Here is a 26092-nt window from a genome sequence, read left to right on the forward strand (position 1 = left end):
GGCGTGCTGCGGGTCACATCCGCACCCCCACCTGCAGCGCGCGGACCTGCTGAGCCACCGCCTCCGCCCCGGCGGGGCCCATGACGATCGTGTAGTGGTTGACGTCGGGGATGTCCGCGGCGGCGATGCGCAGGCGTTCCACCCACGCGGCCACGTGCTCGGCGGCGTAGAGCGGCTCGCCGTCGAGCAGGCCCCGGGGGGCCCGGAGGAACACCGCCGGGGCGTCGAGCGCGTCGAGCGCGGGCAGGAGGGACTCGCCCGTGACCAGCTCGCGCTGGTCCCCGGTGACCGCCTCGATGCGCGACGACGGACGCCAGGCCCCGTCGGCCGGCTCGAGGTCGTAGTCGAAGTAGGCGCCGAGACGCTGGTCGACGCGGTCGGTGAACGCGGGGTGGGCGCGCCAGAAGTCGCGGTACGCCTCGTGGTCGCGGAAGGTCATCGCGAGCCGTGCGGACGCCGGCCCGAGCACGGCCTGCATGAGCTCGTCCGGGTCGGCGCCCGTGGGGACGTCGAGCGGCAGCCCGCCGTCGACGAGGATGAGGGAGTCCACCAGGTCGCGGTGCCGGTGCGCCAGCACCACGGAGACGAACCCGCCCATCGAGTGCCCCACGACGACGACCGGTCCCGCGGCGAGCTCGCCCAGGAGCACGGCGAGGTCGTCGGCGTGCCGGGCCATCCCGAACGGCCCCGGCAGGGCGTTGCTCCGCCCGCGCCCGCGCAGGTCCGGCGCCACCACGCGCGTCCCCGGCAGGGCGTCTGTCAGGTAGGTCCACGTCCGGTGCGTGGCGGTGATGCCGTGCACCGCGAGCACCGTCGGCACGGGCCCGGCCGGTGCGACCGGCTCCCAGACACCGGCCCGCAGGGTGCCGCCGTCGACGGCGACGTCGATCTCCTCGTACGTGTGCGTACCCGTCGTGTGCGTGCTCATCGCGCGTACCAGCCCCCGTCCATCGTGTACGACGCCCCGGTCGCCATCCCGGCGTCCGGGCCGGTCAGCCACCCGACCAGGGAGGCCACCTCCTCCGGCTCGACCAGCCGCTTGACCGACTGCTCGGTGAGGAGGACCTTCTCCAGCACCTCCTCCTCGGCGATGCCGTGGGCGCGGGCCTGGTCGGCGATCTGCTTCTCGACCAGCGCGGTGCGCACGTAGGCGGGGTTGATGCAGTTGCTCGTCACCCCGCGCGCCGCGCCCTCCAGCGCCGTGACCTTGTTCAGGCCCTCGAGCGCGTGCTTGGCCGTGACGTACGCCGACTTGAACGGCGAGGCGACCAGCCCGTGCACCGAGGAGACGTTGACGATCCGGCCCCACCCGCGGGCGTACATGTGCGGCAGCGACGCGCGCACGAGGAGGAACGGCGCCTCGACCATGAGTCGCTGGACCCGCCGGAAGTCCGCCGGGTCGAACTCCTCGATGGGCCGGACCACCTGGATGCCGGCGTTGTTGACCAGGATGTCGGCCTCGAGGCTGAGGTCGTCGAGCGCGGCGGTCTCGTCGAGGTCGACCACCCACGCCTCCCCGCCCGTCTCCGCGGCGACCGCGGAGGCGGCGGACTCGTCGCGGTCGGCGACGACGACGTGGGCGCCGCGGGCGGCGAGCTCGCGCGCGCAGGCCGCCCCGATGCCGTTGCCGCCGCCGGTGACGACGGCGCGGCGTCCCTCGAGCGTTCTGGTGGTCGTCATCGTGGTGCTCCTTGGGAGGACAGGGCGCGCTCGACGAGGCGCATGGTGGCTTCGAAGACGTCGGGGGGAAGGCCGGGGGCGGGCGCTGCGCCGTCGGAGGTCGCGCGGTCGGAGGCGCTGTCGTCCCCGGTCCACAGCACCCACCGCATGCCGACGAGCTCGCCGATGCCCATCAGCGCCCAGGCGGCGACCTTCGGGTCGACGTCGGCGGCCAGCTCGCCGCGCTCGCGGGCGGCGGTCAGCCCGGCGACGTACCCGCGGGCGATGGTCTCGTAGTGCATGTGCAGCACGTCGGGGGCGACGAACTCGGCCTGGCGCATGATCCGGTACAGGGCGGGGTTCTCCGCGGTGAAGCGGAAGAACGCCCGGAAGCCGGCCCGCTCGGCGTCCAGACGTGCGGTCTCCCGGCTCGACGCCTCGAACATCGCCCGGCGGACGCGGCTGTTGAGGTCGCGCACGACCTCCTCGAAGATCGCCTGCTTGGAGTCGAAGTACAGGTAGAACGTGCCCTGGCCGACCTCTGCCGCCTCGGTGATCTTCACGATCGAGGCGTCGTGGTAGCCGCGCTCGGCGAAGACGTCGGTGGCGACGGCGAGCAGGCGGGCGCGCGTGCGGGTGCCGCGCTCGGTGCGGGGCAGGGTGCTCACGGTCCCACCTCCCGCAGGGCGCCGCGGCGGACCTTGTGCAGGGCCGTGCGGGGCAGGGTCTCGACGAAGGTCACCCCGCGCGGCGCCTTGAAGCTCGCCAGGTGGCGGCGCGAGTGCTCCAGCAGGTGCTCGGCGTCGACGGCGGAGCCGGGGGAGCGGACGATGAACGCGTGCCCCACCTCGCCCCAGCGGGGGTCCGGCACCCCCACGACGGCGACGTCGACGACGTCGGGGTGGGTGGCGAGGGCGGCCTCGACCTCGGCGGGGGAGATGTTCTCGCCGCCGCTGATGTACATGTCGGTGAGCCGGTCGACCACGCGGAAGTAGCCGTCGGCGTCGCGCTCGACGAGGTCGCCGGTGCGCAGCCAGCCGTCCTGAACGGCCTCCGCGGTGGCGTCGGGGTCGCGGAAGTACCCGGCGAAGACGGCGGGGCCGCGGACGAGGAGCTCGCCGCGCGCCGGCCCGTGGAGGTGGTGACCGGTGACGGGGTCCGCCACCGCGACGTCCACGTGCGGGTACGGCTTGCCCACCGACCCGACGTGGTCGAACGCGTCGGCGGAGGGCAGGGCGAGCACGTTGGGGGAGGCCTCGGTCAGGCCGTAGCCCTGGACGATCCGCACGCCCCGCCCGTGCCAGGTGCGCAGCAGCGGCTCGGGCATCGGGGCCCCGCCGACGACGGCGTGGGTCAGGCCCGTCAGGTCCGCCTCGGCGAAGGCGGGCAGCTCGGCCAGGCGCTGGTACGTCGTCGGGACGCCCATCATCGTGGTGATCCGGCGGCCGGAGAGCAGCTCCAGGACGGCAGGCGGGTCGAAGTCGGCCTCGAGGACGACGGTCGCGCCCGACCACCACGCCAGCAGAGGCTGGACGTTCCAGCCCCCGACGTGGAACTGCGGCAGCACCGACAGCACCACGTCCCGGCCGGTCATGCCGGTGGCGCCGCCGAGGGAGAGGTTGGTCCAGAAGCAGTTCTCGTGCGTGAGCAGCGCCCCGCGCGGCGCCCGGGCGGTCCCGGAGGTGTAGATGAGCAGCAGCGGGTCGTCGTCGCGCACGCAGCGCAGCGGGCCGGGCGGGGTGCCGTCGGGCCGGGCGGGGCCGGGCACGTGCTGCTCGACGCCGTCGGCGCCGAGCAGCTCCACGGGCGGCGGCACGTCGAGCTGGGCGAGCGCGGTGCGGGCGTCCTCGGCGAGAGCGGGCTGGACGGCGACGAGCGCGGGGCGGGCGTGGCGCAGCTGGTAGGCGAGCTCCTCGGCCGTCAGGCGCCAGGACATCGGCGCCAGGACCAGCCCCGCGTTCGCGCAGGCGAAGAACAGCACCACGTGGTCCGTGCTGTTGCGCGTGAGCGTGGCGATGCGGTCCCCGGGCACGTAGCCCGCCCGCACCAGCCGCTCCGCGAGCGCGGTGGCACGCGCGTCCAGCTCGGCGTAGGTGGTGGCCTCCCCGGCCTGCTCGACGGCGACGCGGCCGGGCGTCAGGCGTGCCCGGTCGGACGTCCACCGGCCGAGGGTGTGGCGGCCGGGCTCGTCGGCGGGCAGGGGCAGGATGCTCACGCCAGCTCCTCCAGGCGCCGGCGCTCGGCGGCCTCGGCGGCGGACTTGGTGTGCGAGCCGGCGGCCCGCACGGGGCCGCGGCGGCGCTCGGTCAGGCGCCGTGCGCCGCCGGCGATGCCGCCCGGCATGAACAGCACCACGAGGATGAACAGCACCCCGAGGATGAACGCCGGCTCGCTGAGCGGGACGCGCAGCAGCGTGGGGAGCGACTCGACGAGGTCCGACCCGGCGAGCACGCTGAGCCGCTGGTCGAGGAGGGTGTAGACGACGGCGCCGACGACCGCGCCCCAGCGCGACCCGACGCCGCCGAGCACCACCATGATCAGCGCCTGGATGGTGAAGTCGGCGGAGGTGATGGCGGGCACCGCCTGGGACTGCAGCAGCAGGTACACCATGCCGACCACCGCGGCGAGGGTCCCGGCGATGACGAAGGTGAGCAGGCGGATGAGGTACGGCGGCTGCCCGATGACGCGCACGCGCATCTCGTTCTCCCGCGTCGCCTCCACCACGTGCCCGGCGCGCGAGCGCTGGACCCACGTGACGACGACGTACACGACCACGAGCGTGACGAGGGCGACCCAGAACATGTTGCGGGTGTTGACCACGCCGACGAGCGTGTCCGGCACGTTGGCGGTGGCCAGTCCGACACCCTCCTCGCCGCCGGTGAGGCCGCGGGGGTTGCGACGAACCAGCACGTTGCCCGCCTGGGCGAACGCGAGGGTGACCATCGCGAAGGAGACCCCCGCGACGCGCAGGGACACGGCCCCGACGAGGGTGGCCAGCAGGATGGCCCCGACGAGGGACAGGGCGCCCGCCACGAGGAGCGGCATCTCCGTGTACTTGAGCAGGATGGCCAGCCCGTACGCGCCGGCGGCGAAGTACAGCGCGTGGCCGAAGCTCAGCATGCCCGCGACGCCGTAGAGCAGGTGGTAGCTCAGCGCGAGGGCGGCGAAGATCATGCACAGCGCCATCAGGTGGAGGCTGCCCGGCATGTACGTCGGTCCGGGCAGGACGCCCGGCACCGACAGGTTCAGCAGCGGCAGGCAGGCGGCGACGACGACCGCGACGACGCCGAGCAGCCAGCCGGGCAGGCGACGGCGCTCGCGGACGGGGGCCGGGGACGCCTCGGGGGCCGCGGCCCGCTCGGTCGCGGGACGCTCGGTGGAGGTGGGGGAGGTCATGCTGCTTTCGCTCCCATCAGGCCGGTCGGGCGGATGAGCAGGACGACGGCGAGGGCCAGGACCGCGATGAGGTCCCCGATGCCGCCGAGGTAGTAGTTGGCGAGCTGCTGCGGGATCGCCACCACCACCGCGGCGACGGCGGCGCCGCCGAGGGAGCCGAGGCCGCCGATGACGGTGACGATGAACGCGAAGATCAGCAGCGTCTGCCCGAGGTGGGCGGAGACGTAGCCGAAGTACTGCGAGGCCAGCACGCCGCCCAGACCGGCGGCCGCGCCGCCGATGGAGAAGACGAGCGTGAACGACTTGCGCACGTCGATGCCCAGCGCCGTGACCATCGACCGGTTCTCCACCCCGGCGCGGATGATGAGGCCGTAGCGGGTGTGCCTGAGGAAGAGGATCAGGGCGACCAGCACGGCGACGGCCACCGCGATCGCGAGGAAGTTGGTGTTGGAGATGCGGGCCCCGGCGATCGACGTCGTCTGCTTCAGCCAGGGCGGGCCGGAGATGAAGGCGGCATCGGTGCCCCACACGCCCTCGAAGAGGGCGACGCCGACCAGGCCGAGCCCCACCGTGACGAGCACCTGCTCGATGTGGCGGTTGTACAGGGGGCGGATGAGCAGCAGCTCGGTGAGGGCGGCGAGGGTCGCCCCGGCCAGGGCCCCGACGACCATGGCGAGCAGGAAGCCGGTCCAGGAGCTCGGGTCGAGCCGGCGGGCCACCTCCCAGCCGATGAAGGCGCCGAGCGAGAGGAAGACCCCGTGGGCGAAGTTCAGCACGCCCATCAGGCCGTAGATGAGCGAGAGGCCGGAGGCCACGAGGAAGTACAGGGCCCCCAGGCCGAGGCCGGTGACCAGCAGCAGGACGAGGATGCTCACTTGGCTCCCTCCGGGGCCGGGGTGGTCTCGGCGTGCACGCCGAGCAGACGGTGGACGGCGTCGTCGTCGGCGAGGAGCGAACGGGCGTCGCCGGTGTGGACGACGGTGCCGGCGTCGATGACGACGACGTCCTGCGCCAGGCGCTCGATGACGGGCAGGTTCTGCTCCACGAGGAGGATCGGCACCGTGCGGGCCGCCTCCTCCAGCGCCTCGGCGACCTCGGTGACGATCTTCGGGGCCAGGCCCTTGGTGGGCTCGTCCACCAGCAGCAGACGGTTGGCGTTGAGCAGCGCGCGGGAGAGCGAGAGCATCTGCTGCTGGCCGCCCGAGAGGGTGCCGGCCCGCTGGCCGGAGCGGCGCACGAGGTCGGGGAAGAGCTGCTCGACGAGCTCGCGGCGGGGCTTCGCGTCCCGCTCGGCCAGGCGCAGGTTCTCGGCGACCGTCAGGCCGGCGAAGACCTCGCGGTCCTCCGGGACGTAGCCGATGCCGCGCCGCACGATCCGGTGGGTGTCCTCGCGGTCGATGCGGTGCCCGTCGAACTCGACACGGCCGGCGCGGCCGATGAGGCCCATGACCGCCTTGATCGTGGAGGTCTTGCCGACGCCGTTGCGGCCCAGGATCGCGGTCACGCCGGTGGCCGGCACCGAGAAGGTGACGTCCTCGACGACCAGCTGGCCGTTGATGGTGGCGGAGAGGTGCTCGACCTCGAGGATCGCGCTCACGCGGCGGCTCCCAGGTAGGCGCTCTGCACGAGCGGGTCGGCCATGATCTTCCCGGGCTCGTCGAGCGCCAGGATCGTGCCCTGGTGCAGGACCGCGACGCGGTCCACCAGGCCCATGACGACGTCGATGTGGTGCTCGACCATCAGGACGGTGCAGCCGTGGTCGCGGTGCATGCGCCGGATGACCTCCGAGAGGCCGGGGACGTCGGCGCGGGCGACGCCGGCCATCGGCTCGTCGAGGAGGATCACCTTGGGGTTCATGGCGAGCAGGACGGCGATCTCGAGCTTGCGCTTGCCGCCGTGGCTCAGGCCGCCCGCGAGGACGTCCGCCCGGTCGGTCAGCTCCACCTCGGCGAGGTGATCGAGCGCGACGGCGGAGGCGTCGTCGTCCCGGCGCGGGAAGCGCAGGACGGACAGGTTGCCGCCGAGGCGGCGCTGGGCGGCGAGGCGGACGTTCTCGAGGACGCTCAGGCCGGGGAAGAGGTTGGAGGTCTGGAAGGTGCGGCCCAGGCCCGCGCGCGCCCGCCGGTGGATCTGGTCGTGGGTGATGTCCCGGCCGTCCAGCAGGATCCGGCCCGCGGTGGGGGCATGGATGCCGGAGATCATGTTGAAGAGCGTGGTCTTGCCGGCGCCGTTGGGGCCGATGACGCCGATGATCTCGCCGGACGGGACCTCGAGGTTCACGTCGGTGAGGATCTTCGCGCCTCCGACGGCGAAGCAGAGGCTCTCGACCGTGAGCGCGGCTGCGGTGGGGGGCATGGTGGCCTCTTCCTGGGTGCGACAGGCCCCGGCCCGAACCGTTGGGGCCGGGGCCTGTCGTGGGTGGTGCGGTGCGGGGAGGGTCAGCCGGCCTCGGGCGGCGCGACGTCCTCGGCGGCGACGGTGCCGACGAGCTCGGGCTTCCAGCCGCCGTTGCCGTCGGAGACGAGCTTGGCCTGGAACATCGGCTGGATCAGCGCGTGGTCGGACTCGCGGATCGTGTAGCTGCCCTTCGGGCCGTCGAAGCTCCAGCCCTCGAGGGCGGAGACCATGGCGTCGACGTCGTCGCCGCCGCCGGCCTCCTCGATCGCGTGCACGACCATCTGGGCGGCGGTGAAGCCGTCAGGGGTGAACAGGTCGGGGGTGCCGCCGGCGCCCTCGACGTGCTCGATCATCGCGGCCTCGACGTCGTTGCCGGCCGCGCCCGCGAAGTAGTGGTTGAGGAAGTCGATCTTCTCCGACGCGGCCCCGTAGGCGTTGTACGTGGAGGTGTCGCCCAGGCCGGTGACCACGGTGATGTCGTCGAGGACGCCCTGCTGGTCCAGCGCCTGCCACATGGCGCCCGACGTCGCACCGGCCCACGCCACGAACACCATCTCCGGGTCGGCGTCGAGCACCTGGGCGGCGAACGGCGTGAACTCGGTGACGTCCTCGGGGACCATCACGGAGGTGACCTCGGCGCCCTGCCCGCCGAGCAGGCCCTCGACGGCGGCGAGGTTGCCCTGGCCGAACGCGTTGTCCTGCGCGAAGACGAGGACCTTCTGCCCGTCGGCGTCGATGAACGAGCCCGCCGTGGCGACGTCCTGGAGGGACTGGCGGCCGGAGCGGAAGGTGTAGTCGTTGATCCCGGTGACGGCGTCGGCGGCGGCCGGGCCGGAGATGTAGAGCACCTGGTTCTGCTCGGCCTGCTCGGCGAGCGAGAGGGCGATGCCGGAGGACGCGGTGCCGGTGAGGATCTTGTGCCCCTGGCCGATGGCGTCGCGAGCGGCCGCGACGGCCTTGTCGGTGTCACCGGCGTCGTCGATGATCTCGACGTTGATCTCGCTGCCGTTCACCTCGCCGGTGCCGTCCGTGGCGTACTCGAGGCCCGCCTCGAAGCCCTCGACGAACGTCTTGCCGTAGGCGGCCAGCGGGCCGGTGGTGGAGGTGATGAGGGCGACGTCGATCGGCTCGCCCGAGGCCTCGGCCCCGGACGACGCGCTCGAGCCGCCGGCCGGCTCGGCTCCGCCGTCGCCGGTCGAGGGTGCGCACGCGGCGACGGCCATCATGGTCGCGACGCCGAAGGTCAGCGCGAGGGACTTCTTCGTGACTCGCATGAGACCGCCTTTCCTGAAGTTCGTCTCTGCACCTCCCAACCTGAGAGGTGATTCAGGTACAGGGTTTACGGTCCGGAGCCTCCAGTCGATGGCGACCGGGACCATAGTCCCAGGCGGTCGTGTGTCCGTTCGGCACACCCGCAGACGCGAAGGGGCGCGGCCGGTCGTGCCGGCCGCGCCCCTTCCAGGTCTGCTGCGCTACTCGTTCCCGATGCGCCTGTCGGCAGCGTCGCTGCCCTTGTCGATCTTGTCGTCGTACTTGCCGCCGGTCCTGTCGCTGGCGAGGTCCGAGCCCTTCTCCAGAGCGTCGTCGCTGGCCTTCTCGCCCTTCTCGCTGCCGAGGAAGTCCTTGCCCTTGCCTGCCAGGTCACCGAGACCCATCGGTCTCTCCTCTCTTCGGGGCGGTCGCACCGGCCGGTACGGCCAGTTCGAGTCTCCGGCGGGGCCCGGGCACCTGCAACCGGGCCGTCCCGCCGCGTCGGTAAGCCTCCGGTCACACCCGGGTGACGCGCGGGGTGCCAGACTTCCAGGGCGCCGCGTGATCCAGGGGCCGCCGTGCGAGGGTGCGCGGACCGGTCCCTTCCAGCCAGGCCCGGACCCCGGGCCGACGACGTAGCCCCCCGGGCGTCGCCCCGGGGACCGTGACAGGGGACCGCGATGACAGCTCCAGGACCACGACCACGCACCGCCAGTTCGCGCCGCCGCCCGCACCGCCGCCCGCGCCGGCGGCGCGCGGCAGTGGGGATGCTGCTCGGTCCGCTGCTCGCCGCCCTGGTCGCGGGCGGCGGCTCTGCCGCTGCCGTCGAGGACCGCACGGTCGAGGACCGCGCGCTGGGAGACCGGGCGGTCGAGGAGCGCCGGGACGTGCCCGTCCCCGAGCTCGCGTGGGCGGCCTGCGGCACCACGCCGGAGGGCACCGCCGCCGGGGTGCAGTGCGCCACCGCGACGCTGCCCATCGACTACGACGACCCGGACGGTGAGCAGGTGGGGATCGCCGTCGCCCGGGTCCCGGCGAGGGACGCGGCGAACCGGGTCGGCTCGCTCTTCGTCAACCTGGGCGGGCCGGGCGGGACGATCGTGGACGTCCTCCAGCGGGGCGGCGGGCGCACGTGGGCGGCGCTGAACCAGCGGTTCGACCTCGTCGGCGTCGCCCCGCGCGGCGTCGGCCAGAGCACCCCTGCCGTCGACTGCCAGGTGAACCCCGAGGAGCTCGGCGTCTCTGCGCAGCCCTTCCCCACACCGCTGGACATCGACGTCGACGCTCACGTCGCCAGGGCGCAGGCGTACGTCGACAGCTGTCTGGCGAACAACGGTGACATCCTCGCCCACGTCTCCACCGCGAACGTCGCGCGGGACATGGACCTGCTGCGCGCCGCCGTCGGCGACGAGCAGCTCACCTACCTGGGCTACTCCTACGGCACGTTCCTCGGCGCCACGTACGCCGCGCTCTTCCCGGAGGGCTACCGGGCTCTCGTGCTCGACTCCCCGGTCGACCTCCAGCAGTACGTCGACGACCCCCTCGCCAACGGCACCGCGCAGACCGCGGCCTTCGAGCGCGAGCTGCAGCGCTTCTTCGAGGCGTGCGCGAAGGACCAGGGGGCGTGCTCGGGGTTCGGCGGGGCCCGGCCGTCCACCGCCTACGACGCTCTTGTCGCCCTCGCGGAACGGGCGCCGATCCCGGCGCCGCGCCACGAGGCCGACCCCCGGCCCGTCGACGGCGACGACATCCGGGTCGCGACCACGACGCTGCTGTACTCGAAGCAGCTCTGGGGCATCCTCGGCGCGGGGCTCGCCCAGGCGGCCGCGGGCGACGCCTCGGTGCTCCGTCTCGTCGTCGACCTGGCCTACAACCGGCAGAACGACGGGTCGTACGCGCCGGGCTCCGACCAGTTCTTCGCCATCAGCGCGGCGGAGCGGCACTGGCCGCGGGACATCGACGCCTACCTCGACAAGGGCGCGGAGTCCTGGGCCGCGTTCCCGCACTTCTGGTACAACTCCGGCTACTCGGACACGCCGTGGGGCCTGTGGCCGGTGCGTGACGAGGACGCGTACGAGGGACCCTTCACCGTGCCGGCCTCCTCGCCGACCCCGCTCGTCGTCGCCACCACGTACGACCCGGCCACGCCGTACAACGGCGGGGTGCGGACGGTCCACGAGCTCGGCAACGCCCGGCTCGTCACGATGAGGGGCGACGGCCACGGCGCCTACCCCGCCGGGTCCCCCTGCGTGAACGCCGCGGTCGAGTCCTACCTCGTCGACCTGACGCTCCCCGCCGAGGGGCTGGTCTGCGAGCAGACCACGCCGTTCACCGCGCCGCAGCCCGCACCCGCCGAGGTCCCGGCCGACGCCGGCGCCCTGCTCGACGACCTCGGTGCGCTCCTCGCCCGCATCCGGTAGCCGTCCGCCGGACCGGCGGCGGCGCGGCTACGGTCGGTTCATGACCGACATCCACGAGCTGTCCGCCCTCGACCTCGCCGCCGCCGTCCGCGCCGGGGAGGTCTCGCCGACCGAGGTCGCCGAGCACACGCTCGAGCGGGCGCACCGGCTCGGCCCGGGCGTGGGCGCGTTCGCGCACGTCGCCGACGAACGGGCCCGCGCCCAGGCCGCCGAGGCGGAGGAGCTGCTCGCCGACGTCGGGTCCGCCGCCCGGGGCGGCGGCGCGCTCCCGCCGTTCCTCGGCGTCCCGGTCCCGGTGAAGGACCTGACGATGGTGGCCGGGCTGCCGTTCGAGCTGGGCTCGGCGGCCTTCGAGGGCTTCGTCGCCCCCGTGGACGACGGCGTGGCCACCCTGCTGCGGGCGGCCGGCACCCTCATGGTCGGCAAGACGACGACGCCGGAGCTGGGCCTCCCGCCGTACACCGAGCCGGACGTGGCGCCGCCGGCCCGCACCCCGTGGGACCTCGGCCGCACCGCCGGCGGCTCCAGCGGCGGGGCTGCCGCCGCCGTGGCGGCGGGCATCGTGCCCGTCGCGCACGGCAGCGACGGCGGCGGCTCCATCCGCATCCCGGCCGCGGCCTGCGGCCTCGTGGGGCTCAAGCCCTCACGCGGCCGGGTCTCGAAGGGGCCGCACGGCGTGGACGGCTCGGGGCTGACCACCGACGGGGTGCTCACCCGCACGGTCCGGGACACCGCCGCCTTCCTCGACGTGCTCGCCCAGCCCTGGCCGGGCGACACCTATCTCCTGCCCGCCCCCCGCGGCACGTTCCTCGAGGCCTGCGAGCGGGACACGGGCCGCCTCCGGGTGGGCGTGCTGACGGAGCCCGTCAACGTGGCGGACGCGCCCGTCCACCCGGAGGCGCTCGCGGCGGTCGACCGCGCGGTGCGCCTGCTGGAGGGGATGGGGCACCACGTGGACCGGGCGCCCCTGCCCTTCGGGGAGGCCGAGTGGGACGCGTTCATGCCGCTGTGGTCGGTCGGACCGCTCCAGGCACCCCTGCCGCCCGGCGGGGAGGAGCGGCTGGTCCCGCTCACCCGCTGGATGCGCGAGGTCGGCCGGTCGGTGACCGGCGCGCAGTACGCCGACGCCGTCACGGGCGTCCAGCGGCTGACGCGGCAGACCGCCCTGGCATGGTCGGCCTTCGACGTCATCCTCAGCCCCACGCTGGCGCAGCCGCCCGTCCCGATCGGGTCGATGCGCGACGACGCCGACCCCGCCGCCGACTTCCAGGCGCAGAAGGCCTTCACGCCCTGGACGTCGGCGTGGAACATCATCGGGGCGCCGGCGATCAGCCTCCCGCTGCACCGCGCCGTCGTGGACGGCGCCGAGCTGCCGTTCGGGGTCATGCTCGGGGCGCGCACGGGCCAGGAGGAGACCCTGCTGGCGCTCGCGGCCCAGCTCGAGGCGGCCGACCCGTGGCCTGCCTTCGCCCCGGGCCTGCCGGCCTGACCTCCGGCGGGTCAGACCGGCCGCACCGGCGGCTCGGTCGGGGGCGTGGTGGGCGGAACCGTCGGGTCGGTCGGTGCCCCCGGCACGGAGCCCGGCTCCGGGACCGTCCCCGGTTCGGGGTTCGGCTCCGGCCGGTCAGGCGTCGCCGGGTCCGGAGGAGACGGCGGCTCCGTGCCCACCGCGGTCAGGCCCGCCCGCCCGGACTCGCGGGCGTTGCGCTCCTTCTCCTCCTGCCACGCCTCCCTGGCCCTGCGTGCCAGGTCGTCCAGCCCCATCTCGTCTCCTCGCTCTGTCGCGTTCGGCTCGGTCAGCGGTTCCCCGGGACGGACCCGGGCGGCGGGCCCGGGCTCGTGGGCTCCTCGGGGGACTCCGCCGAGCGCAACGCCTGGCTCGGGTCGTTGCCGGGGCCGGACCCGGGCGGCGGTCCGGGGCTGCGGGGCTCCTCCGGCGTCTCGGCCGAGACCGGGCTGCCGGCCCGGTGCCGCGCGTGCGTGGGGACGCCGGGACTCTCCGGCTCTCCCGGGACGCCCGGTGTGCCCGGCACCGCCGGGTTGCCGGGACTCTTCGGTGCACCCTCTGCGTAGGCGTCCGCGGCCGCGTCGTCGCGGCGCATCGGGTCGGTGCTGTCGGACGTGCTCATGACGACCTCCGGTCCTGCGCGCACCTCGCGCGCTGCCCTGATCGTCGCGCCTGACGGGCTCCGGCGCACGCGCAGGCGGTCAGGAGCCGGCCGGGACGGGGCTGGCGCCCACACCGAACCACTCGCGGAGCCGGGCGGTGACGGCCTGGTCGAAGGCGTCGTCGTCGTGCCGGGCCCGCAGCCACGCCCCGAAGTCGCCGCCGGCCGCGCGGTCCATCTCGGCGCGGCAGGACGCAGGGTCCGTGACCGCCCGCAGGAGCATCGACTCCGCCTCCTCGGCGGTGCGGTACACGAACGGGTAGCCCTCCGGCACGATCCCGGCCACCCACGGCCGGTCGGGGAAGATGCCGACGGCGCCGGCGACGAGGGCCTCCACGTACTCCAGGCCGTAGGACTCCTCCTCGGCGGTCGCCAGGAACGCCGTCGTCCGGGCGAGCGACTCCCAGTAGGTCTCCCGGCTGGCGGTCAGCGGGCCGAACCAGGCCCACTCCTTGCGGGAGAGGGCCATGGCCCGCTCGGTCACGAGGTGGGACTCGTGCAGGCGGCCCTCCACCCGGACGGGGGTGCGGGCGGCGACCCGCTCGACGACCCGCAGGAACAGGTCCGGCCGCTTGCGGTCGGAGACGTAGATGGCCGGGTACAGGACCACCGGCACCGGCGGTTCCTGGCGCGGCTGCACGTGGTCGAGCCGCACGCCGAGGTTCACCCACGCGATCCGGGCCCGCCCCGCGAGGCGCGGGACCGCCCAGGAGGCCACGGTCTCGCGCACCTCGGTGGCCGTGCGCTCGGAGTTGCAGAAGGTCGGGAACAGCGCGCAGGACAGCGCCAGGGCGGCGACGTCGACCGTGCGGGTGTACCGCGAGGGGTTCCACCACACGAGGTTCATCACCTGCGGGCGCTCGCACCGGCGCGCGAGGGTCTGCCACACGGCGACGGAGTCGATCACGTCCATGTTGACCACGACGGTGCTCGAGCCGTCGACCTCCTCGAGCGGGACGACGTCGACGTCGCCGGCCCGGCGCTCGGGGCCGATCACCTGCGCGTCGGGGAAGAGACGCAGCAACCGCCGCACGAGCGTGGCGCCCGCGTCGTGGCCGCCGACGCGGCCGTCCTCGAGCTGGATCGTGCCGAGGCGCACCGCCACGTTCATCGCTGCTCACCCTTTCCTGCGTCGGCCCGTTCCCGTCTGACGGCTCCCCTCGTCCGCGGGGGCTCGTCGTGCCTCGTGCCCGCGCGGCCGTCCGACGCCGAGGGGCCGTCCGACGCCGGGGCGCCGTCCGTGGCCGCGACGCCGGCCGGCCCGGCACGTCCGGGGGTGGGGGAGAGGTGGCCGTCGTACGCGGCGGGGTGGGCCGCCGGAAGCGCACCGTCGCCGCCGGCGGCGCGGGCGCCGTCGTCGTGGAGGGGAACGCCCTCGCCGGCGAGGTCCGGTCCGTCGCCGGCGAGGGAGGTGCGGATGCGCATCCCGTAGAAGGACCGCAGGACGAAGACGACCATCACGACGAAGAACGCCGCCGAGAGGACCAGCACCAGGGTGTGCAGACCCTGGGCGGTGAGGGAGACGGCCAGCTCGACGGCGAGCAGCCCGAACAGCGTCGTGAACTTGATGACCGGGTTCAGCGCCACCGAGGAGGTGTCCTTGTAGGGGTCGCCGACCGTGTCGCCGACGATGGTCGCGTCGTGCAGCGCGGTGCCCTTGGCGTGCAGGTCGACCTCGACGATCTTCTTGGCGTTGTCCCACGCCCCGCCCGCGTTGGCCATGAAGATCGCCTGGTACAGGCCGAACACGGCGATGGAGATCAGGTAGCCGATGAAGAAGTAGGGCTCGAGGAACGCGAACGCCAGCGTCGCGAAGAACACCCCGAGGAACATGTTCAGCATGCCCTTCTGGGCGTACTGGGTGCAGATCTCCACCACCCGGCGCGAGTCCTCGGCGGAGGCCCGGGTGGCCTCGTCGTCGATCCGGATGGTGCGGCGGATGAACTCCAGCGCCCGGTACGCGCCGGTGGTCACGGCCTGGATCGAGGCACCGGTGAACCAGTAGATGACGGCCCCGCCGGTGATCAGCCCGAGGAGGAACGGCGGGTGCATGAGGGAGAGCTTGTCCAGGTCCGTGGTCAGGCCGTCCGTGAGCGCCATGATGATGGAGAAGATCATCGTGGTGGCGCCGACGACGGCGGTGCCGATGAGGACCGGCTTGGCGGTCGCCTTGAAGGTGTTGCCCGCGCCGTCGTTCTCCTCGAGCATCTGCTTGCCGCGGTCCCAGCGGACCTCGAAGCCGTGCTCGCGGCGGATCTCCTCCTCGACGCCGTCGATCTCCTCGATCATGGACAGCTCGTAGACGCTCTGGGCGTTGTCGGTGACCGGGCCGTAGGAGTCGACGGCGATGGTCACCGGTCCCAGGCTGAGGAAGCCGAAGGCCACGAGCCCGAACGCGAAGACGGCCGGGGCGAGCATGAGGGCGTCGAGCCCCTGCAGGCTGACGAGGTACGCGCCGCCGGTCAGGGCGACGACGACGATCCCCAGCCAGAACGCGGAGAAGTTGCCCGCGACGAGGCCGGAGAGGATGTTCAGCGACGCCCCGCCCTGGCGCGAGCTCTTGACGATCTCGCGCACGTGGCGGCTGCCGGTGGAGGTGAACGCCCGCACCAGGTCGGGGATGACCGCCCCGGCCACGGTGCCGAACGAGACGATGGTGGCGAGCTTCCACCACAGCCCGTCGGGGGTGCTCGGGGCCAGGACCGCCCAGGCCACCGCGTACGTCGCGGCGACGGACAGCACGGACGTGAGCCGCATGAGCGCGGTGAGCGGGGTCTCGAAGTTGAGCCGGTCGGCGCGGAAGAACTTCGCCCGGGTGATCGCGTCGTTGACGAGGTAGGCCACGCCCGAGGTGACCACCATCGCGATCCGCACGGTGAAGATCCACACCAGCAGGACCGCCTGGACCGCCGGGTCCTCCACGGCCAGCAGCACGAAGGTCACCAGGGCGACGCCCGTGACGCCGTAGGTCTCGAAGCCGTCGGCGCTCGGGCCGACGGAGTCGCCGGCGTTGTCACCGGTGCAGTCGGCGATGACGCCGGGGTTGCGGGCGTCGTCCTCCTTGATCTTGAAGGCGATCTTCATCAGGTCCGAGCCGATGTCGGCGATCTTGGTGAAGATGCCGCCCGCGATGCGCAGCGCCGCGGCGCCGAGGGACTCCCCGATCGCGAACCCGATGAAGCAGGCGCCGGCGATGTCGGCCGGCAGGAGCAGCAGGATGACGAGCATCGTGCCCAGCTCGAGGCTGATGAGGACCATGCCGATCGACATGCCCGACCGCATCGGGATGCGGTGCACCGGCAGCGGCCGTCCCGCGAGCGAGGCGAACGCGGTGCGCGAGTTGGCGAGGGTGTTGACCCGGATCCCGAACCACGCCACCGAGTAGGAGCCGGCCATCCCGACCAGGCTGAACGCGACGACGACGGCCACCCGGCCCCACGGCAGGGCGACCAGCACACCGAAGTAGGTGACGATCACCGCGGCGATGAACGTCCACAGCAGCATAAGGAAACGGCCCTGCTGGACCAGGTACGCCTTGCAGGTGGTGTAGATGAGCTCGGCGACCGCCCGCATGGACGGGTGGTCGGGCAGGCGGCGCAGCTGCACGGAGGCGGCCAGCCCGGAGGCGAGACCGACGGCGCAGACCACCAGCCCCAGCCAGAGCACCGTGGTGCCGCGAATCCCGCCGAGCACCGTCGTCGCGCCGAGGTCGGGCAGCACGAGGTTGATCTCGCCCCGGTGCTCCGGGGCGGCCCCGGCCCCGGGCGCCCCGCCCGCGCACCCGGCGAGAAGGAGGAGGAGAGGGACGACGGCGAGCAGGACCGGCGCGCGGGGCGTCCGGCCGGGCGGGGCGCCGCCGGGACGGGTTCCGGTCCCCGAGGTGCCTCGCGGCACCTCGCTGCCTCGTCGCCCTGCGCTCACCGTGACCTCGCTGTCGGTGTCCGGACGCCGCCGCCGGCTGCGACGCCGTCCGCCTCCGACGCTACGACTCGTCCCGGCCGGGGAGAAGAGACCTTCGGCCCGGGCCGTCGGTCCCTGGCGGCCGGACGGGCGCCGACGCACGATGGCGGGGACGAGGGAGGCGCGATGCGGTCGACGACGACGGCCCGTGCGACGGCGGCCCCCACCGCGGGCGAGGTGGCAGGGCTGCCCTGCCTGACCTTCGGGGCCGGCCCCCCCCGGTCGTGGTCCTGCCCGGCCTGGAGGGGCCGAACGTCAACCCGGAGGGAGCGGCGCGCGCCTTCGAGGTACGCCGCTACCGCGCCCTCGCCGAGCGGTGCACCGTCGTGGTGCTGCGGCGGCGCCGCGGACTGCCCGCGGGCACCTCGATGGCCGACCTCGCCGCCGACCACGCGCGAGCCCTGCGACAGCGCTTCGACGCCCCGGTCGACGTCGTCGGCATCTCGACGGGCGGCTCCGTCGCGCTCCAGCTCGCCGCCGACCACCCCGACGTCGTGCGGCGCCTGGTGATCTGGGCGAGCGCGTGCCGGCTCTCCGACCGCGGCCGTGCCGTGCAACGGGCCGAGGCCGGGCACCTGCGTGCGGGCCGGCACCGGCTCGCCCAGGCGTCCAGCGCCCGGGCCGTCGCCGCCACCAGCGTCGGCGCGGCCGCCATGGCCGCGCTCACCTGGATCCTCTCCCGCCGCCTGCCGCCGGTCGACGTGGACGACCTGGTGCGCACGATCGAGTCCGAGGACGCGTTCGACGCCACGGCGCACCTCGCACGCATCGGCGCCCCGACGCTGGTCGTCGGAGGAGGCCGGGACGCCTTCTACGGGGCGGAGCTGTTCCGCCGCACGGCCGAGGGCGTCCGCGGCGCCCGCCTCCTGCTGCTCCCGCGGGCCGGTCACGGCGTCACCGTGTCCTCGCGCACCGCCCGCCGGGCGATCCTCTCGTTCCTCGCCGCACCGTAGGCCCGCGTCCCTACCATCGGGACATGGGCACGCCCTCTGCCCAGGGCCTCTCGGCCGAGGAGGCCGCCCAGCGGCTTGCGGCGGACGGCCCCAACGTGCTGCCCCACCCGCGCCCGAGATCGCTGGTGCGCCGGATCGTCGCGCAGCTGACCCACTTCTTCGCGCTGCTGCTGTGGTTCGCGGCCACGCTGGCCGGGCTGGCCGGGATGCCGCAGCTGACGGTGGCGATCGTCGCCGTCGTCGCCCTCAACGCCACGTTCTCGGTGATCCAGGAGAGCCGGGCGGGGCGGGCGGCCGAACGGCTCCGGGCCCTCCTGCCCGCCAGGGTGAACGTTCGGCGCGGCGGCCGGCCCGTCGTCGTGGACGCCACCGAGGTCGTGCGCGGGGACGTGCTCCTCCTCGCCGCCGGCGACCGCGTCCCCGCCGACGGGCAGGTCCTCGCCGGCAACGGGCTGCTCCTCGACACCTCGATGCTGACGGGGGAGAGCGAGCCGGCCGCCGTCGACGACGGCGCGGAGCTGTTCGCCGGGACGTTCGTCGTCGAGGGGGAGGCGGACACCGTCGTGACGGCGACCGGCGAGGGGACGCGGCTCGCGGCGATCGCCCGCCTCACGGCCGCGGCCGACGAGCCCGTCACCCCGCTGACCCGGGAGCTGCGCCGGGTCGTGCGCACGATCAGCCTCGTCGCGCTCGGGGTCGGCGGCTCCTTCTACGCCGTCGCCCTCCTCCTCGGCATGCCCACCGGCGCCAGCTTCGTCCTCGGGATCGGCGTCACCGTCGCGCTGGTGCCGGAGGGGCTCCTCCCCACGGTGACGCTGGCGCTCGCGATCGGCGCGGAACGGATGGCCCGGCGCAACGTCCTGGTCCGCAACCTCGAGGCGGTCGAGACCCTGGGCTCGGTCACGCACATCTGCACCGACAAGACCGGGACGCTCACCCAGAACCAGATGACCGTCGTCGCCGTCTGGACCGCGGGCGGGACGGCGACGACGGACGTGCCCGGCTACGACCCGCGGGGGTCGCTCCGGCTCTCCGCCGGCGGGTCGCGGGAGGCTGTCCTCCGGGCGGCGAGGACCGCCGTGCTGTGCTCCGACGGCCACGTCCGTCAGGAGGACGGCCGCTGGGTCGCCCACGGCGACCCGATGGAGGCCGCTCTCGACGTCCTCGCACGCCGGGCGGGGGTCGACACCGACGCGGTCCGTGCCGACGGCGCACGGGCCCGCTTCCCCTTCGACCCACGGCGCCGGCGGATGTCCGTCGTCGCCGACGGGCACGTCCACGTCAAGGGCGCGCCCGACGCCGTCCTGCCGCTCTGCCGCGGCGGGGACGACGGCGCGGCCGCCGCGGCCCTGCACCGGCTGACCGCCCGCGGCCTGCGGGTCCTCGCCGTCGCGGGCACGGCCGTCACCGGTGTGCCCGCGACGGCCGACCAGGCGGAGCGGGACCTGGAGCTGTACGGGCTGCTGGGGCTGGAGGACCCGCCGCGCACCGACGTCGGCGAGGCCCTGGACGCCTGCCGGCGCGCCGGTGTCACGGTCGTCATGGTCACCGGCGACCACCCGGCCACGGCGGTGGCGATCGCCGACGAGGTCGGCCTGCACCGCCCGGGGGCGCCGGTCGTCACGGGCGACGAGCTGCCGGCGGACGACGGCGAGCTGGGCAGGCTCCTCGAGCGGCCCGGTGCCGTCGTCGCCCGGGTGACCCCGGAGCAGAAGCTGCGGATCGCGCGCGTGCTGCGCTCGCGCGGGCACGTCGTCGCCATGACGGGCGACGGCGTCAACGACGGACCGGCCCTGCACGAGGCAGACATCGGCGTGGCCATGGGGGCCTCGGGCACCGACGTCGCCCGCGAGGCCTCCGACCTGGTCATCCTCGACGACCACTTCGCCTCCATCGTGGCCGGCGTGGAGCAGGGACGCGCCACCTACGTCAACATCCGCCGGTTCCTCACCTACCACCTCACCGACAACGTCGCCGAGCTCGCGCCCTTCGTCGCCTGGGCGCTGACCGCGGGCAACCTGCCGCTGGCGCTCGGGGTGCTGCAGATCCTCGCCATCGACGTCGGCACGGACACGATCTCCGCGGTCGCCCTCGGTGCCGAGCCGCCCTCCCGCGGGCTGCTCGCCGGCCCGCCCGTGACCGGCGCCCTGTTCAACGGCTCGGTGGCGCGCCGGGCCTTCGGGGTGCTGGGGCCGGTGGTCGCGCTGGGATCGATGACGGCGTTCGTGCTGTCGCTGCTCGGCTCCGGCTGGCGGTTCGGCGGGCAGGCGGACCCGGCGGCGCTCGCGGCCGCGTCCGGGGCGGCGTTCCTCACCGTCGTCGTCTCCCAGGCGGCGAACGCGTTCGTGTGCCGCAGCTTCACCGTCACACCGTTCAGGCTGGGCTGGGGCACCAACCGGTGGCTGCCGCCGGCGGTGGCGGCGTCCCTCGTCCTCTCGCTCGTCCTGCTCGGCTGGCCCGCGGTGGCACGGGAGATGGGGCACACCTGGCCGGGCCCGGTCGGCGTGCTGGTGGCCCTGGCGACGGCGGCGGCGACGCTCGGCGTCGACGCTCTCGACAAGGCCGCCCGGGCCCGTCGTCGTCGCGGGCTCGCCCGACCGCCTGCGTCAGCGTGAGCCCCACGGCGTGCTCAGCGCGCGAGGCGGATCCTCTCGTGCTCCATCGCCGAGAGGTCGTCCGACGTCGCCCGCAGCAGCCTGTCGGCGAGGTCGCGCAGGGCGCGGGCGGCGGCGAGCTCCTCGCCGATCTCCGGCACCTCCGGGTCCTCGGGGTTGCGGCGGGCGCGCCCGTAGCCCTCCAGCCTGGTGCCGGCGGACGTCCTCAGCACGGCGTGCGCGGTGGTCATGTGCCCGTCGGACCGGACGTCACCCGTCGAGAACAGGTCGATCGCGATCTTCCAGGTGTGGGTCATCGGAGTCCTCCTCGTCAGGGTCGACGGGTGCGCCGCCCTCGGCCGACGGCGTCCGCGTCGACGTCCTCCCCTCCAACGTCCCACCGTGGTGCGGCCGCCGTCATGGGCCGGAGGGCCCACCGGACACGTCCGGCGGCACGGCGGCTCGCGTCGCGTGGGCGGCCGCGCGCACCGGGCGGTCAGATCACCCGGGACGCGCCGGGGAGGCGCACCACCAGCGCACCGAGCGCGAAGGACCCGGCCACCGCTGCCGCGCTCACCACCAGGAAGGACACCTCGGGCGGCCAGGCCACGTGCTGAGAGGCGAGCACCAGGCCGACGAGGACGGGCTGGTGGAGGAGGAACGCCGCGTACGCGGCCCGTCCGGCCTCCCGGGCCAGCGGGCCCTGGTGGTCGGCGCGCCGCCGGAAGACATCGATGAGCCAGACCGGCACGGTGACGACGAGGACCGCCTCGAGGGCCGCGGCCACCAGCGACTGCCACGTGCCGCCGCCGGCGAAGAGGGCGATGTCCGTGCCGGTCCGGGAGCTGACGGCGATGACGATCGCCGTCGCCCCGGCCGCGACGCAGGCGACGCGGCCGGCGCGACGGGCGAGCACCGGGTCGTGGAACCAGCCGCGCTCGGCGCCGACCACGCCGAGGGTGAAGCCCGCCACCCAGGCGGGCGCCTGCGGGAGGGGCAGCCGCAGCCACTCGTCGCCGAGCGGGACGCCCAGGCGCACCAGGAAGCTCGCCCCGGCCACGAGGACGCCGACGCCGGCCAGGTGCCGGCCCCGGAGCGTGCTCACCCGCTCCGGGCGGGGGAGCACGGCGCGCACCGTCGCGTACCCGGCCGAGAGCACGAGGAGCACGGCGAGGAACCACGTCGGCCCCCACGCCGGCGGCAGCATCAGGCCGCTGAGCGGCGGCACCCACACCACCGTGAGGGTGAGCGCCCAGAAGCCCTGGTCCCAGCCGGCGTTCGAGGAGTCGACGTACTCGACGAAGGGCGCGAGGAGGAGGACGAAGAGCAGCAGCGGGACACCGAGCCGGACCAGCCGGTCGCGGAAGAACGCCCGAGGCCCCTTCCGGCGCAGCGAGGGGGCGGAGTACAGGCCGGCGATCCAGAAGAACAGCGCCATCCCGAAGAAGCTGCCGACGAGCGAGAGCAGCAGCAGGAACGTGAGCAGCGGGTCACGCACGGGTGTCGTCGTCAGCACCCAGTTGCCCACGCCGGTCCAGGCGATGACCGCGTGGGCGAGCACGACGCCGGCCACGAGCAGCGTCCTGAGGTTGTCCGCCCAGGCGTCGCGGGGCACCCGGCGGGGCCGCTGCTCCCGCCGCTCGGGACGTGTGCCGACCACCATCGCCCAGGCCTCCGGTCAACAGTGGACCACGCGCCGGCGCCGTCGCGACAGAGACGAACGTCCCGACCCGCGGGGTCGGGACGTTCGGTGCCCACTTCAGGCGGCCCGGTAGCTCTCGGGGGAGGGGCCGGGACTCATCGGCACCACGTGGGGCTCGGGCGCGCCGGGCGGTGGCGGTCCGGGGCTCTTGGGCACCGCACCCGTCGGCCGCCAGCCGGGTGTGGGGTTGCCGGGGCTCTTCGGCACCGCGCGGGAGTACACCGCGCCCGGGGGCGGGGAGCCGGGGCTGCTCGGGACGACGAACAGACCTGCCTGTGTCGACGTCTTCATCGAAGAACGCCTCCTCGTGCGGAAGCGCGTGGCCGGAGGTTCCGGTCCGGTGGCTTCGCCACTTCCCATTCTCGCAAAGCAGGCATAAAGGGCAAGCAACCTGGACATAAAGTCGCCAAGATCACACTCCGGCGCCGGTGGGTGACGCACCTGCGACGTCGCCGCTGCCGGCCCCTTCCCCGGTGCGGGGCGCCGGGGCAGCATGGGCGGTGCGACCGGCCCGCGGTCGCGACGAGCGTGGTGGAGATGGCTGGCATGGGCGCGGCGCACCCCGGCGACAGGATCATCGTGCAGCCCGGCCCGGTCGGCGGGCGCGTGCGCGACGGCGAGGTGCTCGAGGCCCGCGGGCCGGGCGGGACGCCGCCCTACCTCGTGCGGTGGTCGGACACGGGCAGGATCTCGCTCCTCTTCCCCGGCCCGGACGCCGTCGTCCACGACGGCACCAGTCGGGCGGCGTCAGCTCCGGTCCTCACGGAGGGTGCCGAGCGCCGCTGGGCGACTGGACAGCAACCTTGAGCGGAATAGACTCAACTTTGTCGAGGTTGAGAAGAGCAGCATCCCTGAACCACGCACCGGAGGTCCCATGGACACCAAGCTCACCACCAAGTCGCAGGAGGCGATCGCCTCCGCGCTCCAGGCGGCCTCGGCCGCGGGCAACCCTCAGCTGGAGCCCGTCCACGTCCTGAACGCGCTGCTCGAGCAGGAGGGCGGCGTCGCCGTCGCCCTGCTCGACGCCGTGGGCGCCGACCGCGCCGCCATCGGCCAGCGCGTCCGCGCCGCCCTGACGACGCTGCCCGGCGCCTCGGGAACGTCGGTGGCCCAGCCGCAGACGTCGCGCTCGACGATGACGATGATCACCGACGCCGGCAACGAGGCGAAGACGCTCGGCGACGAGTACGTCTCCACCGAGCACCTGCTCGTCGCGCTGGCCTCCTCGACCAGCCCGGCCGGCGAGATCCTGCGCGCCGCCGGCGCCGACCGGGAGGGGCTGCTCGCCGCGCTGCCGACCGTGCGCGGCTCCGCCAAGGTGACCACGCCGGACCCGGAGGGCACCTTCAAGGCGCTCGAGAAGTACGGCAACGACCTCACCGCCGCGGCGCGCGAGGGAAAGCTCGACCCCGTCATCGGCCGCGACTCGGAGATCCGGCGCGTGGTGCAGGTGCTCTCCCGGCGCACCAAGAACAACCCCGTCCTCATCGGCGAGCCCGGCGTCGGCAAGACCGCCGTCGTCGAGGGCCTGGCCCAGCGCATCGTCGACGGCGACGTCCCCGAGTCCCTGCGTGGCAAGCGGCTCATCGCGCTCGACCTCGCCAGCATGGTGGCCGGCGCGAAGTACCGCGGCGAGTTCGAGGAGCGGCTCAAGGCCGTCCTGCAGGAGATCAAGGACTCCGAGGGCGAGATCGTCACCTTCATCGACGAGCTCCACACCGTCGTCGGCGCAGGCGCGGCCGAGGGGTCCATGGACGCCGGCAACATGCTCAAGCCGATGCTCGCGCGCGGCGAGCTCCGGCTCGTCGGCGCGACCACGCTCGACGAGTACCGCGAGCGCATCGAGAAGGACCCGGCGCTGGAGCGCCGCTTCCAGCAGGTGTTCGTCGGCGAGCCCTCCGTGGAGGACACCGTGACGATCCTGCGTGGCATCGCCCCGAAGTACGAGGCGCACCACCAGGTCACCATCTCCGACGGCGCCCTCGTCGCGGCCGCCACGCTCTCCGACCGGTACATCGCCGGCCGGCAGCTGCCCGACAAGGCCATCGACCTCGTCGACGAGGCCGCGTCCCGCCTGCGTATGGAGCTCGACTCCTCCCCGGAGGAGATCGACGCGCTCCGCCGGCAGGTGGACCGGCTGAAGATGGAGGAGGCCTACCTCACCGAGTCCGACGACATCGACGACGAGGCCGTCCAGGAGCGGCTGGAGCGCCTGCGCGCCGAGCTCGCCGACCGCTCGGAGGAGCTGGCCTCGCTCACCGCCCGCTGGGAGGCCGAGAAGGCCGGCCACAACCGTGTCGGTGACCTCAAGCAGCGGCTGGACGCCCTGCGCACCGAGGCCGAGAAGGCCCAGCGCGAGGGCGACCTCGAGAAGGCGTCGCGCCTGCTCTACGGCGAGATCCCCGGTGTCGAGCGCGAGATCGCCGCGGCCGAGGCGGCCGAGGCGGAGTCGAAGGCCAACGCGGACGAACGGGCCCCGATGATCGCCGACCGCGTCTCCGCCGACGAGGTGGCCGAGGTCGTCGCCTCCTGGACCGGCATCCCCGTGGGGCGCCTCCTCCAGGGCGAGACCGAGAAGCTGCTGCACATGGAGGACGTCATCGGTCAGCGCCTCATCGGCCAGCGGGACGCCGTGCGGTCGGTCTCCGACGCCGTCCGCCGCACCCGCGCCGGGGTCTCCGACCCCGACCGGCCGACCGGGTCCTTCCTCTTCCTCGGTCCCACCGGCGTCGGCAAGACGGAGCTGGCGAAGTCCCTGGCGGACTTCCTCTTCGACGACGAGCGGGCGATGATCCGCATCGACATGTCGGAGTACTCGGAGAAGCACTCCGTCGCCCGGCTCGTCGGCGCCCCTCCGGGGTACGTCGGCTACGAGGAGGGCGGCCAGCTGACCGAGGCGGTGCGCCGCCGGCCCTACTCGGTGGTGCTGCTGGACGAGGTCGAGAAGGCTCACCCGGAGGTCTTCGACATCCTGCTCCAGGTGCTCGACGACGGCCGCCTCACCGACGGCCAGGGCCGCACGGTCGACTTCCGCAACACGATCCTGGTGCTCACCTCGAACCTCGGGTCGCAGTTCCTCGTGGACCAGACCATGTCCGAGGAGGCCAGGCGGGAAGGTGTCATGCAGGCGGTCCGGGTCGCGTTCAAGCCGGAGTTCCTCAACCGCCTGGACGACATCGTCATCTTCGACGCGCTCACGCTCCAGGAGCTCGGGGCGATCGTGGACCTGCAGGTCGACCGGCTCGCCCACCGGCTCTCCGACCGGCGCATGCGCCTGGAGGTCACCGAGGCCGCACGCGAGTGGCTCGCCCTCGAGGGGTACGACCCGGCGTACGGCGCCCGGCCGCTGCGCCGCCTGGTCCAGCGCGAGATCGGCGACCGGCTCGCGAAGATGCTGCTCGGCGGCGAGGTGCACGACGGCGACACTGTCGTCGTCGACCGGGCCGAGATCGACGCGGCGGCGGCGCTCGCCGAGACGGGGACCCTCGCCAAGGGGCCGGGTCTCGTCCTGAGCGTGCGGGAGGAGGCCCCCGTCGCCTGACGGACCCCACCGGACTGCGCCCGGCCGGCCCAGAGCCGGCCGGGCGCCGTC

Annotated in this window: 23 protein-coding genes; 6 read left to right on the forward strand and 17 right to left on the reverse strand. The window is 74.1% G+C overall.

Annotation, left to right across the window (positions count from 1 at the left end; translation table 11 throughout):
- Positions 1-13: 13 nt before the first annotated feature.
- The 10 genes from ATJ97_RS13065 to ATJ97_RS13110 form a co-directional block, all read right to left on the reverse strand.
- Positions 14-928 (reverse strand): alpha/beta fold hydrolase, encoded by a 915-nt coding sequence (locus tag ATJ97_RS13065; RefSeq protein WP_098484120.1) that lies wholly within the window; start codon positions 926-928, stop codon positions 14-16.
- Complete coding sequence (locus ATJ97_RS13070; RefSeq protein WP_098484121.1) at positions 925-1680, reverse strand: 3-hydroxybutyrate dehydrogenase; 756 nt, start codon at positions 1678-1680, stop codon at positions 925-927. Before ATJ97_RS13070 ends, ATJ97_RS13065 begins: the two co-directional genes overlap by 4 nt.
- Positions 1677-2327, reverse strand: coding sequence for a TetR/AcrR family transcriptional regulator (locus ATJ97_RS13075; RefSeq protein ID WP_098484122.1), 651 nt, complete (start codon positions 2325-2327; stop codon positions 1677-1679). Before ATJ97_RS13075 ends, ATJ97_RS13070 begins: the two co-directional genes overlap by 4 nt.
- Entirely contained in the window at positions 2324-3874 is a 1551-nt protein-coding gene (locus tag ATJ97_RS13080; RefSeq protein WP_245862493.1) for a class I adenylate-forming enzyme family protein, read from the reverse strand. Before ATJ97_RS13080 ends, ATJ97_RS13075 begins: the two co-directional genes overlap by 4 nt.
- Positions 3871-5055, reverse strand: coding sequence for a branched-chain amino acid ABC transporter permease (locus tag ATJ97_RS13085; protein ID WP_098484123.1), 1185 nt, complete (start codon positions 5053-5055; stop codon positions 3871-3873). Before ATJ97_RS13085 ends, ATJ97_RS13080 begins: the two co-directional genes overlap by 4 nt.
- Positions 5052-5930, reverse strand: coding sequence for a branched-chain amino acid ABC transporter permease (locus tag ATJ97_RS13090; protein WP_098484124.1), 879 nt, complete (start codon positions 5928-5930; stop codon positions 5052-5054). The genes ATJ97_RS13085 and ATJ97_RS13090 overlap by 4 nt, the downstream gene beginning before the upstream one ends.
- Entirely contained in the window at positions 5927-6652 is a 726-nt protein-coding gene (locus tag ATJ97_RS13095) for an ABC transporter ATP-binding protein (protein WP_098484125.1), read from the reverse strand. Before ATJ97_RS13095 ends, ATJ97_RS13090 begins: the two co-directional genes overlap by 4 nt.
- Complete coding sequence (locus ATJ97_RS13100) at positions 6649-7410, reverse strand: ABC transporter ATP-binding protein (RefSeq protein ID WP_098484126.1); 762 nt, start codon at positions 7408-7410, stop codon at positions 6649-6651. The genes ATJ97_RS13095 and ATJ97_RS13100 overlap by 4 nt, the downstream gene beginning before the upstream one ends.
- A gap of 83 nt (positions 7411-7493) precedes the next feature.
- Complete coding sequence (locus tag ATJ97_RS13105) at positions 7494-8726, reverse strand: substrate-binding domain-containing protein (RefSeq protein WP_098484127.1); 1233 nt, start codon at positions 8724-8726, stop codon at positions 7494-7496.
- Positions 8727-8924: 198 nt separating this feature from the next.
- Positions 8925-9107, reverse strand: coding sequence for an antitoxin (locus ATJ97_RS13110; RefSeq protein WP_098484128.1), 183 nt, complete (start codon positions 9105-9107; stop codon positions 8925-8927).
- A 363-nt stretch (positions 9108-9470) separates the two neighbouring features.
- Here ATJ97_RS13110 and ATJ97_RS13115 point away from each other — a divergent pair, with 363 nt between their 5' ends.
- Both ATJ97_RS13115 and ATJ97_RS13120 read left to right on the forward strand, forming a co-directional pair.
- The gene (locus tag ATJ97_RS13115; RefSeq protein WP_098484129.1) at positions 9471-11123 is read left to right on the forward strand and encodes an alpha/beta hydrolase; all 1653 of its coding nucleotides are present in this window, start codon (positions 9471-9473) and stop codon (positions 11121-11123) included.
- A 40-nt stretch (positions 11124-11163) separates the two neighbouring features.
- The gene (locus tag ATJ97_RS13120) at positions 11164-12612 is read left to right on the forward strand and encodes an amidase (protein WP_098484130.1); all 1449 of its coding nucleotides are present in this window, start codon (positions 11164-11166) and stop codon (positions 12610-12612) included.
- An 11-nt stretch (positions 12613-12623) separates the two neighbouring features.
- On the opposite strand, the gene ATJ97_RS13125 is transcribed toward ATJ97_RS13120, so the two are convergent.
- From ATJ97_RS13125 to ATJ97_RS13140, 4 genes are all read right to left on the reverse strand, one after another.
- Entirely contained in the window at positions 12624-12887 is a 264-nt protein-coding gene (locus ATJ97_RS13125; protein ID WP_098484131.1) for a hypothetical protein, read from the reverse strand.
- A gap of 32 nt (positions 12888-12919) precedes the next feature.
- Positions 12920-13252, reverse strand: a complete 333-nt coding sequence (locus ATJ97_RS13130) for a hypothetical protein (RefSeq protein ID WP_098484132.1) — start codon at positions 13250-13252, stop codon at positions 12920-12922.
- A gap of 79 nt (positions 13253-13331) precedes the next feature.
- Positions 13332-14402, reverse strand: a complete 1071-nt coding sequence (locus ATJ97_RS13135) for a glycosyltransferase family protein (protein WP_098484133.1) — start codon at positions 14400-14402, stop codon at positions 13332-13334.
- A complete protein-coding gene (locus tag ATJ97_RS13140; RefSeq protein ID WP_098485455.1) occupies positions 14399-17110 on the reverse strand; it encodes a sodium-translocating pyrophosphatase in 2712 nt (903 codons plus the stop codon). The genes ATJ97_RS13135 and ATJ97_RS13140 overlap by 4 nt, the downstream gene beginning before the upstream one ends.
- Positions 17111-17475: 365 nt before the next feature.
- Here ATJ97_RS13140 and ATJ97_RS13145 point away from each other — a divergent pair, with 365 nt between their 5' ends.
- Positions 17476-18204 carry an alpha/beta fold hydrolase gene (locus tag ATJ97_RS13145; RefSeq protein WP_170037450.1) on the forward strand — a complete coding sequence of 243 codons (729 nt, stop codon included), beginning with the start codon at positions 17476-17478 and terminating at the stop codon, positions 18202-18204.
- Between the two features lie 23 nt (positions 18205-18227).
- Positions 18228-20819 (forward strand): cation-translocating P-type ATPase, encoded by a 2592-nt coding sequence (locus tag ATJ97_RS13150; RefSeq protein WP_098484135.1) that lies wholly within the window; start codon positions 18228-18230, stop codon positions 20817-20819.
- 14 nt (positions 20820-20833) lie between these two features.
- Here the strand turns inward: ATJ97_RS13150 and ATJ97_RS13155 are convergent, their stop codons facing one another.
- From ATJ97_RS13155 to ATJ97_RS19520, 3 genes are all read right to left on the reverse strand, one after another.
- The gene (locus ATJ97_RS13155) at positions 20834-21115 is read right to left on the reverse strand and encodes a dsRBD fold-containing protein (protein WP_098484136.1); all 282 of its coding nucleotides are present in this window, start codon (positions 21113-21115) and stop codon (positions 20834-20836) included.
- A 179-nt stretch (positions 21116-21294) separates the two neighbouring features.
- Positions 21295-22461 (reverse strand): acyltransferase family protein, encoded by a 1167-nt coding sequence (locus ATJ97_RS13160; RefSeq protein ID WP_098484137.1) that lies wholly within the window; start codon positions 22459-22461, stop codon positions 21295-21297.
- Positions 22462-22557: 96 nt separating this feature from the next.
- The gene (locus ATJ97_RS19520) at positions 22558-22791 is read right to left on the reverse strand and encodes a hypothetical protein (protein ID WP_143427024.1); all 234 of its coding nucleotides are present in this window, start codon (positions 22789-22791) and stop codon (positions 22558-22560) included.
- 246 nt (positions 22792-23037) lie between these two features.
- Between ATJ97_RS19520 and ATJ97_RS20700 the strand changes: the two genes are divergently transcribed.
- Both ATJ97_RS20700 and clpB read left to right on the forward strand, forming a co-directional pair.
- The gene (locus tag ATJ97_RS20700) at positions 23038-23307 is read left to right on the forward strand and encodes a DUF1918 domain-containing protein (protein ID WP_342746903.1); all 270 of its coding nucleotides are present in this window, start codon (positions 23038-23040) and stop codon (positions 23305-23307) included.
- Positions 23308-23374: 67 nt separating this feature from the next.
- Entirely contained in the window at positions 23375-26041 is a 2667-nt protein-coding gene (clpB, locus tag ATJ97_RS13170; RefSeq protein ID WP_098484138.1) for an ATP-dependent chaperone ClpB, read from the forward strand.
- Positions 26042-26092: the final 51 nt, after the last annotated feature.

This window comes from Georgenia soli (genome assembly GCF_002563695.1).
Taxonomy (GTDB): Bacteria; Actinomycetota; Actinomycetes; order Actinomycetales; family Actinomycetaceae; genus Georgenia; species Georgenia soli.

Coding starts and splice junctions, on each gene's coding strand:
- ATJ97_RS13155 (WP_098484136.1), bottom strand. CDS start 21,115: ATGACCCACACCTGGAAGATCGCGATCGACCTGTTCTCGACGGGTGAC.
- ATJ97_RS20700 (WP_342746903.1), top strand. CDS start 23,038: ATGGCTGGCATGGGCGCGGCGCACCCCGGCGACAGGATCATCGTGCAG.
- ATJ97_RS13135 (WP_098484133.1), bottom strand. CDS start 14,402: ATGAACGTGGCGGTGCGCCTCGGCACGATCCAGCTCGAGGACGGCCGC.
- ATJ97_RS13120 (WP_098484130.1), top strand. CDS start 11,164: ATGACCGACATCCACGAGCTGTCCGCCCTCGACCTCGCCGCCGCCGTC.
- ATJ97_RS13100 (WP_098484126.1), bottom strand. CDS start 7,410: ATGCCCCCCACCGCAGCCGCGCTCACGGTCGAGAGCCTCTGCTTCGCC.
- ATJ97_RS13130 (WP_098484132.1), bottom strand. CDS start 13,252: ATGAGCACGTCCGACAGCACCGACCCGATGCGCCGCGACGACGCGGCC.
- ATJ97_RS13110 (WP_098484128.1), bottom strand. CDS start 9,107: ATGGGTCTCGGTGACCTGGCAGGCAAGGGCAAGGACTTCCTCGGCAGC.
- ATJ97_RS13125 (WP_098484131.1), bottom strand. CDS start 12,887: ATGGGGCTGGACGACCTGGCACGCAGGGCCAGGGAGGCGTGGCAGGAG.
- ATJ97_RS13105 (WP_098484127.1), bottom strand. CDS start 8,726: ATGCGAGTCACGAAGAAGTCCCTCGCGCTGACCTTCGGCGTCGCGACC.
- ATJ97_RS13085 (WP_098484123.1), bottom strand. CDS start 5,055: ATGACCTCCCCCACCTCCACCGAGCGTCCCGCGACCGAGCGGGCCGCG.
- ATJ97_RS13070 (WP_098484121.1), bottom strand. CDS start 1,680: ATGACGACCACCAGAACGCTCGAGGGACGCCGCGCCGTCGTCACCGGC.
- clpB (WP_098484138.1), top strand. CDS start 23,375: ATGGACACCAAGCTCACCACCAAGTCGCAGGAGGCGATCGCCTCCGCG.
- ATJ97_RS13150 (WP_098484135.1), top strand. CDS start 18,228: ATGGGCACGCCCTCTGCCCAGGGCCTCTCGGCCGAGGAGGCCGCCCAG.
- ATJ97_RS13065 (WP_098484120.1), bottom strand. CDS start 928: ATGAGCACGCACACGACGGGTACGCACACGTACGAGGAGATCGACGTC.
- ATJ97_RS13115 (WP_098484129.1), top strand. CDS start 9,471: ATGCTGCTCGGTCCGCTGCTCGCCGCCCTGGTCGCGGGCGGCGGCTCT.
- ATJ97_RS19520 (WP_143427024.1), bottom strand. CDS start 22,791: ATGAAGACGTCGACACAGGCAGGTCTGTTCGTCGTCCCGAGCAGCCCC.
- ATJ97_RS13160 (WP_098484137.1), bottom strand. CDS start 22,461: ATGGTGGTCGGCACACGTCCCGAGCGGCGGGAGCAGCGGCCCCGCCGG.